Consider the following 15,835-nt stretch of genomic DNA (forward strand, 5'->3'; position numbering starts at 1 on the left):
GCCTCGGTCTGTGGTGGTACCCGCTACAGACCGAGGTCTCATTGTGTCTGTCGAATACATAGGTGTGATGTGACGGTGTCCCTACTGTTTCCGGCCATGACAAGCGAATTCCGTCCACCCACCGTCCGCTCGGCGTCCACGGGTGCCGGCGTGGACCTGACGTCCCGGGCCGCCCTGGTCACCGGCGGCGGCAGCGGTATCGGCAAGGCGTGCGCCGCGGCGCTGGCAGCGGCGGGCGCCAGGGTGTACGTGGTCGACCGGGACACCGAGGCGGCCAAGGCGGTCGCCGCCGAGATCGGCGGCGAGGCGCACATCGCCGATCTGGCCGACCCGGCCGCGATCGACGCGCTGCCGGCCGAGGTCGACATCCTGGTCAACAACGCCGGCCTGCAGCACGTGGCGCCTGTGACGGAGTTCCCGCCGGAGCGGTTCGCCCTCATCCAGCAGGTCATGGTGACCGCCCCGTTCCTGCTGATGCGCCGCAGCCTGCCCCACATGTACGCGCAGGGCTGGGGACGGGTGGTCAACATCTCCAGCGTCCACGGACTGCGGGCCAGCGCCTACAAGTCGGCCTACGTCGCCGCCAAACACGCGTTGGAGGGCCTGAGCAAGGTGGTCGCGATCGAGGGCGCCCCCCACGGCGTGACCAGTAACTGCATCAACCCCGGCTACGTCCGCACCCCCCTGGTGGAGAACCAGATCCGCGACCAGGCCACTGCTCACGGGATCAGCCCCGAAGACGTCCTGACCGATGTGCTGCTCACCCGCTCACCCATCAAGCGCCTGCTGGAGGCGGAGGAGGTCGCCGCGGCCGCGCTGTGGCTGTGCGCCGACCACAGCAGCTACATCACCGGCACCTCACTACCCCTCGACGGCGGCTGGGGAGCCAACTGACCAGCCGCCTCGGGCGCCGCCCCTGCGCCGCCCCCGTCCCCACGACTGCCCCCCACGCCTGTCCCCGCACCCGCACCCGAGAATCGGTGAACCCATGACCGAGACCACAACCGCCAAGCCGGGCGAGCCCCGCTCCGGCGGCATCGCCCGTATCGTCGGTGCGAGCCTGATCGGCACCACCGTCGAGTGGTACGACTTCTTCCTCTACGGCTCCGCCGCCGCGCTGGTGTTCAACACCCTCTTCTTCCCCAGCAGTGACCCGCTGGTGGGCACGCTGCTCGCCTTCATGACCTACGCGATCGGGTTCCTGGCCCGGCCGATCGGCGGCATGGTCTTCGGACACTACGGCGACAAGATCGGCCGTAAGAAGCTGCTCGTGCTCAGCCTGCTGCTGATGGGCGGCGCCACCTTCGCCATGGGCCTGCTGCCCACCTACGGCACCATCGGCGTCGGCGCCCCGATCCTGCTCACCGTCCTGCGCCTGATCCAGGGCTTCGCCCTGGGCGGCGAATGGGGCGGCGCCGTGCTGATCGTCTCCGAGCACGGGGGCGAAAAGCACCGCGGCTTCTGGGCCTCCTGGCCGCAGTGCGGCGTCCCCGCCGGCAACCTGCTGGCCACCGCCGTCCTCGCGCTGCTGGCCTCCGTCCAGTCCGAAGCGGCATTCCTGTCCTGGGGCTGGCGCATCCCCTTCCTGCTCTCCGGCGTCCTGGTCGTGGTCGGACTGTGGATCCGCATCTCGGTAACCGAATCGCCGGTCTTCCTCGCCGCCCAGGCCAAGGCCGAAGCGGACGCCGCCAAGGGGGTCAAGGGCGAGGCGCCCGTCATCGAGGTCTTCCGCCGCAGCTGGCGTGAGGTGCTCGGGGCCATCGGCGTCCGGTTCGGCGAGAACATCTCCTACTACGTCGTGACCTCCTTCCTGCTGGTCTATGTCACCACCCACCTGGAACTGCCGAAGAGCACCGCGCTGAACGCCGTCCTGATCGCCTCCGCCGTCCACTTCGTCACCATCCCGCTGTGGGGAGCACTCTCCGACCGCATCGGCCGCAGGCCCGTGACGCTGATCGGCGCCATCGGCATGGCAGTCTGGGCGTTCTTCTTCTTCTCCCTGGTCGACACGGAGTCCTTCACCGTGATCACCCTGTCGGTCACCGCGGGCCTGCTGCTCCACGGAGCGATGTACGGTCCCCAGGCCGCCTTCATCTCCGAGATGTTCGACACCAAGGTCCGCTACTCCGGGGCCTCCGTGGGCTCACAGCTCGCGTCCATCGTCGCCGGCGCCCTCGCCCCCCTCATCGCCGTCGAGCTCCTCAGGCGTTACGGATCGTCGACTCCCATCGCCGTGTACCTCTCTGCCGCCGCGGTGATCACCGCCATCACCGTCCTCGTCATCAAGGAGACCCGTGGCCGTGACCTGACCGTCTCGACCACGGAGGCGCCGCCGAAGCAGCAGCAGGAGGCACCGGTAGCCAGTACCGACCGGGTCTGAGAAATCACTGTGCCGCGGTCCGCTCGGTCAAGGAGGAAAGGGGCGGACCGCGGCACGTCCGCTTCGGGCGCAGCGCCCTTCGGACCAGCCACCACAGCCCATCCACGCACCAGCCGCGGCGCCGGAGGGAAGACTGCCGTCATGACCACCAAGAACGACGCCTCCACCGCGGCGACGGCAGCACTCCGGCAGTTGCTCGCCCTGCTCGCCGCGGACGCTCCGGCCGAGCAACTGGCCCAGCCCGCGGCACGGGCACGCGCCGCCGGTGCCGACCCGCACGACCAGGACGTCATCGACGAGGCCACCCGGACCGCGCTGGACATCCACCGGACCCTGGCCCAGCGCCGGCGACGGGAGGCCGAGCTCGCCGCCCTGTTCGACACCGCGGGCGACTTGGCGGCGCTGCGCGACCTGGACTCCGTACTGCGCGCCATCGTGCACCGGGCGCGCACCCTGCTGGGCACCGACGTCGCCTACCTCACCCTGAACGACCCCGCCGCGGGCGACACGTTCATGCGGGTGACCGCCGGCTCGGTCTCCGCCAAGTTCCAGCAACTGCGCCTCGGCATGGGAGAAGGGCTCGGCGGTCTGGTCGCGCAGACCGCCCGCCCCTACGCGAGCCCCGACTACCGCACCGACCACCGCTTCAAGCACACCGGAGCCATTGACGAAGGAGTCGACGAAGAGGGCCTGCGCGGCATCCTCGGCGTGCCGCTGCGCGTCGGCCGACGTGTGATCGGCGTCCTGTTCGCCGCGGACCGCACTCCGCGCGACTTCACCCCCGAGGCCATCGCCCTGCTCTCCTCCCTGGCCGACCACGCCGCCGTGGCCATCGACAGCGCACGTCTGCTGGAAGAGACCCGCTCCGCTCTTGTCGAACTGAACGCCGCCAACGGAACGGCCCGCGCCCACAGCGACGCCCTGCACCGGGCGGCCGACGCCCACGACCGGCTCACCGACCTGGTCCTCAGAGGCGGCGACGTCGACGACGTCGCCCGTGAGATCGCGGCCCTCCTCGGCGGAGGCCTGGCCGTCCACGACGCGGACGGCACCGAACTCGCCCGCCTGAAGACCGGTCCCGTCATCCTGCCCCAGCAGGGAATCGAAGCTTCCCGCAGAGGCGGGCGGGCCGTCCCCGTCGACGGCAGCTGGGTGTGCGCCGTCCTGGCGGGCCCGGAACTCCTCGGCAGTCTCGTCCTCACCGGCCGGGCCGATCTCACGGACGCCGACCGGCGCCTGTTCGAACGAGCCGGTCTGGTCGCCGCCCTGCTGCTCCTCCTGCGCCGGTCGGTGGCCGAAGCGGAGGACCGTGTCCGTGGTGAACTCCTCGACGACCTGCTCACCGCCCAACCACCGGGCGGCCATCGCAACACGGGCAGCCTGACGCTGCGCGCCAGAAAGCTGGACATCAATCTCGCCCGGCCCCACGCGGTCCTCGTCCTCACCTGTGACCCGGCCCTGCGCTCACGCCTGCTGACCGAGGCCGCGCGCCGTGCACGCGCGCTCGGCGGCCTGGCCGGCACCCGCAGCGGGCACACCATCCTGCTCGCACCCACCTCGCATCCGGGCGCACTCGCCCAGGAACTCGCCCACGAACTGACCCGCGGCCTCGGCACCCCCATCACGATCGGAGCCGCAGGCCCCGCCACGGGCCCAGAACACCTTCCCCACACCCACGACGAGGCACACCGCTGCCTCCAGGCACTCGAAACACTCGGCCGCACCGGCGACGGCGCCGCCCTGACCGACCTCGGCTTCCTCGGGGTCCTCCTCGGCGACCGGACGGACATCACCGGGTACGTGGACCGCGTCCTCGGCCCCGTTCTCACCTACGACACCCAGCGCGGCACGGAACTCGCCCGCACCCTCACCGCCTACTTCAACCACGGTGCCAGCCTCGCCCGGGCCAAGGACGCCCTCCACGTCCACGTCAACACCGTGGTCCAGCGTCTCGACCGCGTCGCACAACTCCTCGGCCCCGACTGGAACACCCCCGGCAAAGCCCTCGAAATCCAAGTCGCCCTGCGGCTGTACCGCCTCGCCCAACAAGGCAGGGTCGGCTCCGTCCCGTAATCGGCGGTAGCGCCGTGTGGTGATCACCGGAGGGGGACGCGGTGGCGGAGCAGGGGAACCCGGCCCGGCCGTACATCTGCCTCATGGTTCTCCCGGTTCGCGTGCTGACGCCTTCCGGCGCCCTCACCGGCCCGGACACCCCGGACGCCCTGTGACACCCCGCGCCCGCGTGACGTTCGTGGCCGAAAACCGGGCTGGTCCACGAGACTCACGGACAGGACGCGCCGGGACCCGCAGAATATGACCCGCAGACAGTAACGGCCGCGCGTGCGCAGGACACCGCGGCCAGGCGGGAACGGACACCGGGCAGGGGCCATGGAACGCTGGGATCGCTGTGATGTGAAGCCGGACGCCGCGGATCTCCGCGAAGTCAGCACAATGTGCGGAGCTCCGCAAGGCCGCCGGACCCCTTCATGTGAGAAATCGTGAGATGTGAGAACGTGGCCCGCGTGAGTGACGCGACGACCCCGACCCTGCAGTACCGCTGTGACGGGCCAGAAGAAGCGCCCGTGCTGATCCTGGGCCCCTCGCTCGGCACGACATGGCACATGTGGGACCGACAGATCCCCGAACTGACGAAGCAATGGCGTGTGTTCCGGTTCGACCTGCCCGGACACGGAGGCGCCCCCGCGTACCCGGGGGGCTCGGTCGGCGATCTCACCGTACGGCTGCTCGCCACCCTCGAAGGCATCGGCGTGCAGCGCTTCGGCTACGCGGGCTGCGCGCTCGGCGGCGCGATCGGCCTCGAACTGGCCCTGCGCCACCCCGAACGCCTCGCCTCCCTCGCCCTGATCGCCGCCTCGCCCCGGTTCGGCACCGCCGACGAGTTCCGCCAGCGCGGGGTGATCGTCCGCACGAACGGGCTCGACCCGATCGCCCGCACCGCGCCCGACCGCTGGTTCACCAGTGGTTTCGCGGCCGCGCAGCCCGCGATCACCGAGTGGGCCGTGCAGATGGTGCGCACCACCGACCCGGGCTGCTACATCGCCGCCTGCGAGGCCCTCGCCTCGTTCGACGTACGGGCCGACCTCGGCAGCGTCGGTGTGCCGACGCTGGTGCTGGTCGGCTCGGACGACCAGGTCACCGGCCCCGCCGAGGCCCGCACGCTGGTCGCCGGAGTGCCGGACGCCCGGCTGGCCGTCGTGCCCGGCGCCTCCCACCTCGTACCGGTGGAGCAGCCCGCCGCCGTCACCGACCTTCTGGTCCGGCACTTCTCCACCGCCTGGCAGCCCGCCTTCGAGGCCGCCACCGGACACATCGCCCTGCCCGCCGTCCAGGTCCAGGCGGGGCAGGTGGTCGTACCGCAGCAGACCGGGCCCGTCGCCGAGATCGCCGCCGCTGTCCCGCCGCAGTCCCAGGGGAGCGGCCCCGACCCGTACGAGGCCGGGATCAAGGTCCGCCGTGAGGTGCTGGGCGACGCGCACGTCGACCAGGTGCTGGCGCAGACCGACGACTTCTCGGGCGACTTCCAGGAGTACGTCACCCGGTCCGTCTGGGGCGGGGTCTGGGACCGGCCCGGCCTGGACCGGCGCACCCGCAGCTGCGTCACCCTCACCGCCCTGGTCGCCGGCGGCCACCTGGAGGACCTCGCCGTCCACACCCGGGCCGCCCTGCGCAACGGCCTCACTCCCGGGGAGATCAAGGAGGTCCTGCTCCAGGCGGCCGCCTACTGCGGTGTCCCCGCGGCGAACAAAGCGTTCCGGGTGGCCCAGCAGGTGGTCCGCGAGGAGACCACACCTCAGGAGTGAGGCCCGGAGCGAGGCCCGGGAACGAGTCCTGAGAGGCAGGATGGACGTATGAGGCTCACGAAGAAGTCGCACTCCTGCGTCCGCCTGGAGAAGGACGGCCGCACCCTCGTCGTCGACCCCGGAGGGTTCAGCGAGGAGGACGCCGCGCTCGGCGCGGACGCCATCCTCGTCACGCACGAACACCCGGACCACTTCGACGAGGGGAGGCTCAGGGCCGCGCTGGACGCCGACCCGGCCACCGGGATCTGGACCCTGAAGTCCGTCGCGGACCAGCTCTCGGCCGCGTTCCCGGGCCGGGTGCACACCGTCGGCCACGGCGACACGTTCACCGCCGCGGGCTTCGAGGTGCAGGTGCACGGCGAACTGCACGCCGTGATCCACCCGGACATCCCGCGGGTCACCAACGTCGGCTACCTCGTCGACGACGGCGCCCTCTTCCACCCCGGCGACGCCCTCACCGTCCCCGGCCACCCGGTCCGGACGCTGATGCTCCCCGTCATGGCCCCCTGGAACAAGATCTCGGAGGTCATCGACTACGTCCGCGAGGTCCGGCCGGAGCGCGCCTACGACATCCACGACGCCCTGCTCACCGATCTGGCCCGCCCGATCTACGACCGCCAGATCGGGGCCCTCGGCGGCGCCGAGCACCTGCGACTGGCCCCGGGGGCGACGGCCGAGCTGTGAGTCAGGCCTTTGGCCCCCGGCGGCCGGGCATTGTCACAGGCGCCGGGTAGGTTGTGGGACATGCGCATCGCGACCTGGAACGTGAACTCGATCACCGCCCGCCTGCCGAGGCTCCTGGCCTGGCTGGAGAGCAGCGGCACGGACGTGCTCTGCCTCCAGGAGGCCAAGGTCGCCGAGGAGCAGTTCCCGGTGGAGCAACTGCGCGAACTGGGCTACGAGTCGGCGGTGCACGCCACCGGCCGGTGGAACGGCGTGGCGGTGCTCTCCCGCGTGGGCCTCCAGGACGTCGCCAAGGGCCTGCCCGGCGACCCGGGCTACGACGGTTCGCTGGAACCCCGGGCCGTCTCCGCGACCTGCGGTCCGGTCCGCGTCTGGTCGGTGTACGTGCCCAACGGGCGTGAGGTGGACCACGCGCACTACGCGTACAAGCTCCAGTGGTTCGAGGCGCTGAAGGCCGCCGTGGCCGGCGACGCGGCGGGCAGCCGCCCGTTCGCGGTCCTCGGCGACTACAACGTGGCGCCGACCGACGACGACGTGCACGACATCACCCTCTTCGAGGGCTCCACCCATGTCACCCCGGCCGAGCGCGCCGCCCTCGCCGCCCTGCGCGAGACCGGTCTGACCGACGTCGTCCCGCGCCCGCTGAAGTACGACCACCCGTTCACGTACTGGGACTACCGCCAGCTCGGCTTCCCCAAGAACCGCGGCATGCGCATCGACCTGGTGTACGGCAACGAGCCGTTCGCCAAGGCCGTTTCCGACGCCTACGTCGACCGCGAGGAGCGCAAGGGCAAGGGCGCCTCCGACCACGCGCCGGTCGTGGTCGACCTGGACGTGTGATCACCGGCCACCGGTGATCAGTAACCGGCCACCCGACGGCAGTTGTCCGCGCGCCCTGTGGTGCGGACGGCGGTACGAATGTCACGCTGGAGGGATGAACATCCCTTTCCTGGGCAACCGGCGCCAGAAGCCCGGAGTCCGCGATCCCGAAGGCCTCGCGGAACTCCTCGCCGAGTGCGAGCTGCTGCGCTCCCAGGCGTCCCGGGCCGGTGTCCGACTGGACGACTCCCCGGCCTCGTTGGAAGCGCTGGACCAGATGGTCCCGGGAAGCTGGCGGGACGACGAGGACACCCTGACCTGGCTGGGCAACGACGCCGGGCTGTATCTGGGCACGGTCATCGTGCGCACCGTGCCGGGAGCCGTATGGGAGATCCGCTCCGACGGGCAGCCCGTCGTACGGCTCGCCTCCGGGCGGGAGTTCGACGTCGTGGAATCCGGGCACGCCTGGGCCGCCGGCGGCGTGCCCGAACTGTCCCAGCTGTACGCCGAGGTCGCGGAGGCGTGAGGCGCCGGAGGCGCCGGACGGCGCTCCGGTCTCGCCCGGCCCGCGCCCCGGGGCCGGGCGGCTCGGTCCTGTACCGGGCGGGCAACCGGCCGGAGACCCTCGGAGCCGGCATGGTCGACGAGGTCCCGGACGTCATGCGGCACCTGGCCGAAGCGGACCTGACCGTGATCATCGTCACGTACGGGAGGGCTTCGCCCGCTCTGCCGTCGGCCGGTCGTCTTCACGGTCCGCGGCTTCATGGTCAACGGCCTTGTCACCGAGGGCTGTAGGCCGGCGGATTCCTCACGGACCCGAACGGGAACCGGGCCGAGAACTTCGTCTTCGGGACCCTCGAACAGCGAGCGGGGGTGACGCGGGGACGTCCGCCCCGCCCGGCCTCGACTACGATGTTTTCTCCGTCCCGGTGGGGAGGGGGACTTCGCGGTCGGAGCGGGGGACGCCGCCGCCGGGAGGGGCCCACCGCCCCGCATCCGCGGGGGCGGCGGTTCACATCGGCCAGTCCCGTCCGGCGGCAGTCGGAGATCACTGTCCGCGCGGCGAAGACGGCCCGTACCACGGGCTGTTCGCCGGCGAGCAGAAGGTCAGCTGCGCGTCGGGCGGGTTGTGCCCGGTCGCCCGCCCGTGCACTTCCCCGGGCGGTTCAGGACTTCTGCTGCCTCTTGCGTGAGGCGGGCGCCGGAGCGGGTGCCGGGACGGCGGGGGATTCGGCGGCGGGGGCCGGCAGGGGGGTCTGCGCGGCGCGCGTCACGTCCCCGACCACCTCGACGACATCGGGGCCGTACGCCTGCGAGTTGACGACCTTCAGCAGCAGGACGAAGGAATGGGAACCGTGCTTGCGGGCCAGACGCTCGTGATGGCGGGCGAGATAGCGGGTGGCTGCCTGGTTGGTGATCGCGCGCTGGCCGCAGAACAGGAACACCGGCCGGGTGTCGCGCTGTTCACCGGCGGTGAGCCGGGCGAGCAGGACGTACTCCGTGACACCCGGCTCCATCCGGTAGAGCTCGGTACCGATCCGGAAGGCGCCCCGGTCCGGGCCCGGCTCCGGATCTATGTTGACGCGCACCCCGGGCAGCATCGCCGCCATGTGGGCCACCATCCGCCGGTTCGACGCGGGTCCCCCCACGCAGAACTCCGTGCGCTCACCGAAACCCTGGTGGGCCGCGTCCTGCGTGACCACCTGGACGTGCGCCCCGCAGTCCTTGATCAGTGCCGAGAGCTCGAGCAGCGAGAACACATCGAAACGATGCACGGCCGGTTCCGCCGTGGCAGGATCGCGGTTGACGACGAGGAGCGACTCGGAGTTGTCCGGCAGTCCGAAGAAGGCCTGCTTGCGTCTGAGCTTGCGCTTCCACAGGTAGGTACGGGCGATCCAGCCCAGCGCGGCGAAGAGGCCGGAGGCGACCACACCCAGAACAATGTTGCGTACGTCGTCACTCATGGGCGCGCATGCTAGCGGGCTTGAGCAAACCCGTGTTCGAGACGTCCGGGAAAAGGGCGTCCGGGAGGCCGCGACGGCACGCCCCGCGAGGTTCCTGACGCGAGCATGGCAATGAACTAGGCTGCGTGAACGGCCCTTCAACGGAGGTGCGGATGCGTCATCGTGTCGGACGGAAGCTGACGGTTCTGGCGGTCACCGCCGTCGTGGTCTCCTCGGGAGCGGCAGCGCCGTCATCGGCCGCCATGCCACAGGGCGGCGGGCCGCAGGGCGGCGGACCCGGCCGGGCCCCCGCCAAGACCCCGGTGGCCGTCGGCCACGGCGGAGCGGTCTCCAGCGTCGACGCCGACGCCTCCGCCGCCGGCATCGAGGTCCTCAGGAACGGCGGCAACGCCGTCGACGCGGCCGTCGCCACCGCCGCCGCGCTCGGCGTCACCGAGCCCTACTCGGCCGGCATCGGCGGAGGCGGTTACTTCGTCCACTACGACGCCGGGTCCCGCACCGTGCAGACGATCGACGGACGCGAGACCGCCCCGCTGACCGCCGACTCCGGCCTCTTCCTGGAGAACGGCACCCCCGTCCCCTTCGCCGAAGCCGTCAGCAGCGGCCTCGCCGTCGGTACCCCGGGCACGCCGGCCACCTGGCAGCGGGCGCTCGACAAGTGGGGCAGCAAGTCCCTGCGGACGGTCCTGAGACCCGCCGAGAAGCTCGCCCGCGACGGATTCACCGTCGACAGCACCTTCCGCGACCAGACCGCCGCCAACGAGACCCGCTTCCGCCACTTCCCCGACACCGCCGAGCTGTTCCTGCCGGGCGGTGAACTCCCGGCCGTCGGCACCACCTTCAAGAACCCCGATCTCGCCCGCACCTACGCGGAGCTGAGCAGGAAGGGCGTCGACGCGCTGTACCGGGGCGGCATCGGCCGGGACATCGTGAACACGGTCAACGAACCGCCCGTGGACCCGGACTCCGGCTGGAACGCCCGCCCCGGCGAGCTGTCCACCCGGGACCTCACGGCGTACCGGGCCAAGCTCCAGGCGCCCACCAGGACGTCGTACCGCGGCCTCGACGTCTACGCCATGGCGCCCTCCTCCTCGGGCGGCACCACCGTGGGCGAGGCCCTCAACATCCTGGAGCGGACCGACCTCTCCCGGGCCGACGACACCCGCTACCTGCACCGCCTCATCGAAGCCAGCCGCATCGCGTTCGCCGACCGGGGCCGCTGGCTCGGGGACCCCGCCTTCGAGGACGTACCGACGAAGGAACTGCTCTCCCAGCGGTACGCCGACTCCCGTGAGTGCCTCATCCAGGACGACGCCGTCCTCACCAGCCCGCTCGCCCCCGGTGACCCGCGCGACCCCGCGGCCTGCGCGACCGGCGGCACCGCGGCCCCGACGACGTACGAGGGCGAGAGCACCACGCACCTCACCACCGCCGACCGGTGGGGCAACGTGGTCTCCTACACCCTCACCATCGAGCAGACCGGCGGCAGCGGCATCACCGTGCCGGGCCGCGGGTTCCTGCTCAACAACGAGCTGACGGACTTCTCCTTCGCCCCGGCGAACCCGGCCGTGCACGACCCGAACCTGCCGGGCCCCGGCAAGCGGCCCCGGTCCTCGATGGCCCCGACGATCGTGCTCGACCGGCACGACCGGCCGGTGGTGGCACTCGGTTCGCCCGGCGGTTCGACCATCATCACCACCGTGCTGCAGACCCTCACCGGTTTCCTCGACCGCGGTCTGCCGCTGGTCGACGCGATCGCCGCGCCGCGTGCCAGCCAGCGCAACACGGCCCGCACGGACCTCGAACCCGGCCTGTACGACAGCGCGACGCGGCAGAAGCTGGAGGCCATCGGGCACTCCTTCCAGGCCAACCCGGAGATCGGCGCCACCACCGCCGTACAGCGGCTGCCGGACGGCCGATGGGTCGCCGCGGCGGAGAAGACCCGCCGGGGCGGCGGCTCGGCGATGGTGGTGCGCCCGGCGGGGTAGGCCCGTTCGGCGGGAAGGCGCCCGTGCCCCTCGGCGGGAACGGGCGCCCGCCCGTTCACCGCCCGGGCGGTTCGGGCGCCGGAGGCTCCTCGCGGCCGGTGGCTGAGGCGGTGCCGGGGTCGTCGGCGCCGGCCGTCGGACCGTCACCGGCGCCGGTCCCGGCCGTTGAGCCGGTCCTGGCCCCTGCACTGGTCCGGAACGTGAGGCTCCCGTCCGCCGCGTCCACCGTCACCTGGTCACCGCTGCGGACACTGCCGTCCAGCAGCAGCCGGGAGAGCTGGTTGTCGACCTCCCGCTGGATGGTGCGGCGCAGCGGCCGTGCCCCGTACTCGGGCTCATGCCCGCGCCGTGCCAGCCAGTCCACGGCCGCCTCGGTGAACTCGACCGTGACGCCCTGCCCCCGCAGCCCGCGCCGCGTCGCCTCCAGCAGCAGACCGGTGATCTGCCGCAGCTCCTGGGCGGTCAGCTGACGGAACACCACCACCTCGTCGATCCGGTTGAGGAACTCGGGCCGGAAGTGCTCCCGCAGCGGCCGCAGGATCTGCTCCCGCCGTGCCTCCTCGTCCGCCTCCGCGCCGCCCGTCGCGAAGCCCAGCGTCCCGCCGCGCCGGGTGATGGCCTCCGAACCGAGGTTGCTCGTCATCACGATCACGGTGTTGCTGAAGTCCACCGTCCGGCCCTGGGAGTCGGTCAGCCGGCCGTCGTCGAGGACCTGGAGCAGGATGTTGAAGACGTCCGGATGCGCCTTCTCCACCTCGTCGAGCAGGAGCAGCGAGTACGGATGCCTGCGTACCACCTCGGTCAGCTGCCCCGCCTCCTCGTGGCCGACGTACCCGGGCGGGGCGCCGACCAGCCGGCTGACGGTGTGCCGCTCCTGGTACTCGCTCATGTCGAGGCGGACCATGCGCTCCTCGCTGCCGAACAGGGCCTCGGCCAGCGCCCGCGCCAGCTCCGTCTTGCCGACGCCGGTCGGCCCGAGGAACAGGAAACTGCCGATCGGCCGGTCGGGACTGGCGAGCCCGGCCCGGGAGCGCAGCACCGCGTCCGCGACCACCCGCACCGCCTCGTCCTGACCGACGACACGCTGGTGCAGATGCTCCTCGAGGCCCAGCAGCCGGTCCTTCTCCTCCTCGGTGAGACGGCTGACCGGGATGCCGGTCTGCCGGGACACCACCTCCGCGATCGCCTCGGCGTCCACCACCAGACTCTGGCCCTCGTCGACCCGGCCCTCGCCACCGACCTCGGCGATACGTTCCTTCAGCTCGCCGATGCGGTCCCGCAGCCGGCTCGCCTGCTCGTACCTCTCGTCGGCGACCGCCTGGTCCTTGTCACAGGTCAGCTGCTCCAGCTCCTGCTCCAGGGCGCGTACGTCCGTGCCCTTGGTCCGGGACCTCAGCCGCACCCGGGCGCCGGCCTGGTCGATCAGGTCGATCGCCTTGTCCGGCAGATGGCGGTCGCTGAGATAGCGGTCGGACAGCTCCACGGCCGCCACCAGCGCCTCGTCGGTGTAGCGGACCTGGTGGTGGGCCTCGTACCGGTCCCGCAGACCGCGCAGGATCTCGATCGCGTCGAACGGTGTGGGCTCCGGAACCATGATCGGCTGGAAGCGGCGGGCCAGCGCCGCGTCCTTCTCGATCCGGCGGTACTCCTCCAGCGTGGTCGCGCCCACGATGTGCAGCTCGCCGCGGGCCAGCGCCGGCTTGAGGATGTTGCCGGCGTCCATCGAACCGCCCTCGCCGCCGCCCCCGGCGCCCACGACGGTGTGCAGCTCGTCGATGAAGACGATCAGCCGGTCCGAGTGGGCGCGGATCTCGTCGACGATGGTGGTCATCCGCTCCTCGAAGTCGCCCCGGTAGCGGGTCCCGGCGACCACGGCCGTCAGGTCCAGCGCGACCACCCGCCGGGCCATCAGCACGTCGGGCACGTCCCCGTCGACGATCTGCTGTGCCAGCCCCTCCACCACGGCGGTCTTGCCGACGCCCGCGTCACCGATCAGCACCGGGTTGTTCTTGCCGCGCCGGGAGAGCACCTCGACGGTCTGCTCGATCTCCTTCTCCCGCCCGATCACCGGGTCGACGCGGCCCTCGCGGGCCAGCTCGGTGAGGTCACGGCCGTACTTGTCCAGCGTCGGCGTGCCCGTCGCGGTGCGGGGCCGCTCGGTGCGGGGCTGCGCGGAGTCCGGTGCGTCGGACGGCATTCCTGCGGCGGCGTACCGGGCCGCGTCCAGGATGTGCCCGGCGGCCGAGTCGGGGTTGGCGGCCAGGGCACTGAGCACATGCTCCGGACCGATGTATCCGGCCCCGGTCGACCGGGCCATCTCGTGCGCGTCCAGCAGGGCCCGCTTCACGGCGGGGGTGAGGGAGAGCGCCGTCGGCGGCGGGGCGTCGTCCGGCCCGTACTGGACGGGCCCGGACCGTTCGTCGATCTCCGACGCCATCGAGTCGGGGTCCGCGCCCGCCCGGCTGAGCAGGCCACGGGTCGGCTCGGTGGCCAGCGCGGCGCGCAGCAGGTGCTGGGTGTCCAGGTCCCGGCTGCCGTGCTCGGCGGCGTACTGCGCGGCACCGCGCACCAGCTCCCTGGCCGGCTGGCTCAGCAGCCGGCCGATGTCGACCTGCCGGGGGCGTGGCCCGCCGAAGAAACGTGCGAAGAACTCTTCGAAGGGGTCCGAGCCGTAGCCCTCCGGACCCGTGAACCCGCTGCTCATGGACATCCGTTCCGGCGCCCCCGCGGGGTCCCCCTGGGCCGGGCGGAACCGGGAACCTGAAGGAGGCCCGGGGCGCACTCACTGCTCGACGTACGGTCCGGACGCGGGTGCCCGGCCGTTTCCCGGTTACACACATGCGTGTCCCCGCGGTGCGGGTGCCGCCTGCGGCGCGATCGAGAACACCCTCGCACGATCGCCCCGGGGCAGCACCTCGGAACCGCGCCACCGGGCGGGGCGCGTTCAGCGGGCGGTGAGGATGCGCGGGCCCGCGGTGGTGATGGCCACGGTGTGTTCGGCGTGGGCGGCCCGGGAGCCGTCGTCGGTGCGCAGGGTCCAGCCGTCGGAGGCGGCGTGGAAGCCGTCCGTGCCACCGCCCACGAGCATGGGTTCGATCGCGAGGACCATGCCGTGCCGCAAGGGCATGCCCCGGCCCGGCCGGCCCTCGTTCGGGACCGACGGGTCCTCGTGCATACGGCGGCCGATGCCGTGGCCGCCGAAGCCGTCCGGGATGCCGTACCCCGCCGCGCGGCACACCGTGCCGATCGCGTGGGCGATGTCCCCGATGCGGTTGCCGACCACGGCGGCCCCGATGCCCGCCGCCAGGGCCCGCTCGGCGGTCTCGACCAGCCGCACGTCGTCCGCTCGGGGCGTGCCCACGATGAAACTGATCGCCGAGTCACCGGCCCAGCCGCCCAGCTCCGCACCGAAGTCCACGGAGACCAGGTCACCGTCGCGCAGCCGGTAACCGTCGGGGATGCCGTGCACGATCGCGTCGTTGACCGACGCGCAGATGACGGCGGGGAACGGGGTCGGCGCGAAGGAGGGCAGGTAGCCCAGGAAGGGTGAGGTCGCGCCCGCCCCGCGCAGTACCTCCCGGGCCACCTCGTCCAGCTCCAGCAGGGACACGCCCACCCCGGCGGCCTTCCGCACGGCCTTCAGGGCCTCCGCGACGACCTGGCCCGTCTCGTACATCGCGTCGATCGCCGTGTCGTTCTTCAGTTCCACCATGCCAATTACTATACCGGTATTAGAATGGCGACATGGTGCGCACCCCTCTCACCCCCGAAGAGCGCGAACGCGGCGAGCGGCTCGGCCGGCTGCTGCGCGAGGCGCGCGGCGACCGCAGCATGACGCGGATCGCGGCGAGCGCCGGCATTTCCCCGGAGACCCTCCGCAAGATCGAGACCGGACGGGCACCCACCCCGGCGTTCTTCACGGTGGCCGCCCTCGCCCGCGCGCTCGACCTGTCGATGGACGAACTGGTGGGCCGCTGCGCGCCGGCCGTGCCACCGCTCGTACCACCGGTCGCACCGGTCGCCGCCTGAGCCGAAGACCCCGGGCCGGGCGCCTTCCGGGCGCCGCCGCGCCCGGCGGGCGCACCTTGCCCGCCGCCGGAAAACTCCCCGTAGCGCCCCCGTAACACGACGGGTGTTGCCTACGGGACGGAGTGCTCCGGTTGTGGCGGGAGTTGGCGC

At 72.1% G+C, this 15,835-nt stretch carries 12 protein-coding genes; 9 read left to right on the forward strand and 3 right to left on the reverse strand.

The window, feature by feature from the left end; translation table 11 throughout:
• Nucleotides 1-96: 96 nt before the first annotated feature.
• The 7 genes from ACIF80_RS27045 to ACIF80_RS27075 all read left to right on the forward strand — a co-directional run bounded on the left by ACIF80_RS27045 (nucleotide 97) and on the right by ACIF80_RS27075 (nucleotide 8,230).
• A complete protein-coding gene (locus ACIF80_RS27045) occupies nucleotides 97-894 on the forward strand; it encodes a 3-hydroxybutyrate dehydrogenase (protein ID WP_399809489.1) in 798 nt (265 codons plus the stop codon).
• A 94-nt stretch (nucleotides 895-988) separates the two neighbouring features.
• Complete coding sequence (locus ACIF80_RS27050; protein ID WP_399809491.1) at nucleotides 989-2,380, forward strand: MFS transporter; 1,392 nt, start codon at nucleotides 989-991, stop codon at nucleotides 2,378-2,380.
• Nucleotides 2,381-2,521: 141 nt separating this feature from the next.
• Nucleotides 2,522-4,453, forward strand: coding sequence for a GAF domain-containing protein (locus ACIF80_RS27055; protein ID WP_399809492.1), 1,932 nt, complete (start codon nucleotides 2,522-2,524; stop codon nucleotides 4,451-4,453).
• A 449-nt stretch (nucleotides 4,454-4,902) separates the two neighbouring features.
• Complete coding sequence (locus ACIF80_RS27060) at nucleotides 4,903-6,201, forward strand: alpha/beta fold hydrolase (RefSeq protein ID WP_399809493.1); 1,299 nt, start codon at nucleotides 4,903-4,905, stop codon at nucleotides 6,199-6,201.
• A 48-nt stretch (nucleotides 6,202-6,249) separates the two neighbouring features.
• A complete protein-coding gene (locus tag ACIF80_RS27065) occupies nucleotides 6,250-6,885 on the forward strand; it encodes an MBL fold metallo-hydrolase (RefSeq protein ID WP_399809494.1) in 636 nt (211 codons plus the stop codon).
• Nucleotides 6,886-6,945: 60 nt separating this feature from the next.
• Complete coding sequence (locus ACIF80_RS27070) at nucleotides 6,946-7,725, forward strand: exodeoxyribonuclease III (RefSeq protein WP_399809495.1); 780 nt, start codon at nucleotides 6,946-6,948, stop codon at nucleotides 7,723-7,725.
• A gap of 94 nt (nucleotides 7,726-7,819) precedes the next feature.
• A complete protein-coding gene (locus ACIF80_RS27075; protein WP_399809496.1) occupies nucleotides 7,820-8,230 on the forward strand; it encodes a DUF6278 family protein in 411 nt (136 codons plus the stop codon).
• Between the two features lie 640 nt (nucleotides 8,231-8,870).
• Here the strand turns inward: ACIF80_RS27075 and ACIF80_RS27080 are convergent.
• Entirely contained in the window at nucleotides 8,871-9,668 is a 798-nt protein-coding gene (locus ACIF80_RS27080) for a hypothetical protein (RefSeq protein WP_399809498.1), read from the reverse strand.
• A gap of 152 nt (nucleotides 9,669-9,820) precedes the next feature.
• Between ACIF80_RS27080 and ggt the strand changes: the two genes are divergently transcribed.
• A complete protein-coding gene (gene ggt / locus ACIF80_RS27085) occupies nucleotides 9,821-11,656 on the forward strand; it encodes a gamma-glutamyltransferase (protein ID WP_399809499.1) in 1,836 nt (611 codons plus the stop codon).
• A 55-nt stretch (nucleotides 11,657-11,711) separates the two neighbouring features.
• On the opposite strand, the gene ACIF80_RS27090 is transcribed toward ggt, so the two are convergent.
• Both ACIF80_RS27090 and map read right to left on the reverse strand, forming a co-directional pair.
• Nucleotides 11,712-14,360 carry an ATP-dependent Clp protease ATP-binding subunit gene (locus ACIF80_RS27090; protein ID WP_399809501.1) on the reverse strand — a complete coding sequence of 883 codons (2,649 nt, stop codon included), beginning with the start codon at nucleotides 14,358-14,360 and terminating at the stop codon, nucleotides 11,712-11,714.
• A gap of 240 nt (nucleotides 14,361-14,600) precedes the next feature.
• Nucleotides 14,601-15,368, reverse strand: a complete 768-nt coding sequence (gene map / locus ACIF80_RS27095) for a type I methionyl aminopeptidase (RefSeq protein WP_399809503.1) — start codon at nucleotides 15,366-15,368, stop codon at nucleotides 14,601-14,603.
• A gap of 32 nt (nucleotides 15,369-15,400) precedes the next feature.
• On the opposite strand from map, the gene ACIF80_RS27100 reads away from it, so the two are divergent.
• Nucleotides 15,401-15,685: a helix-turn-helix domain-containing protein gene (locus ACIF80_RS27100; protein ID WP_399809505.1), complete on the forward strand. Its 285-nt coding sequence runs from the start codon at nucleotides 15,401-15,403 to the stop codon at nucleotides 15,683-15,685.
• Nucleotides 15,686-15,835 lie beyond the last annotated feature (150 nt).

This window comes from Streptomyces sp. NPDC085927 (genome assembly GCF_044540975.1).
Taxonomy (GTDB): domain Bacteria; phylum Actinomycetota; class Actinomycetes; order Streptomycetales; family Streptomycetaceae; genus Streptomyces; species Streptomyces hirsutus.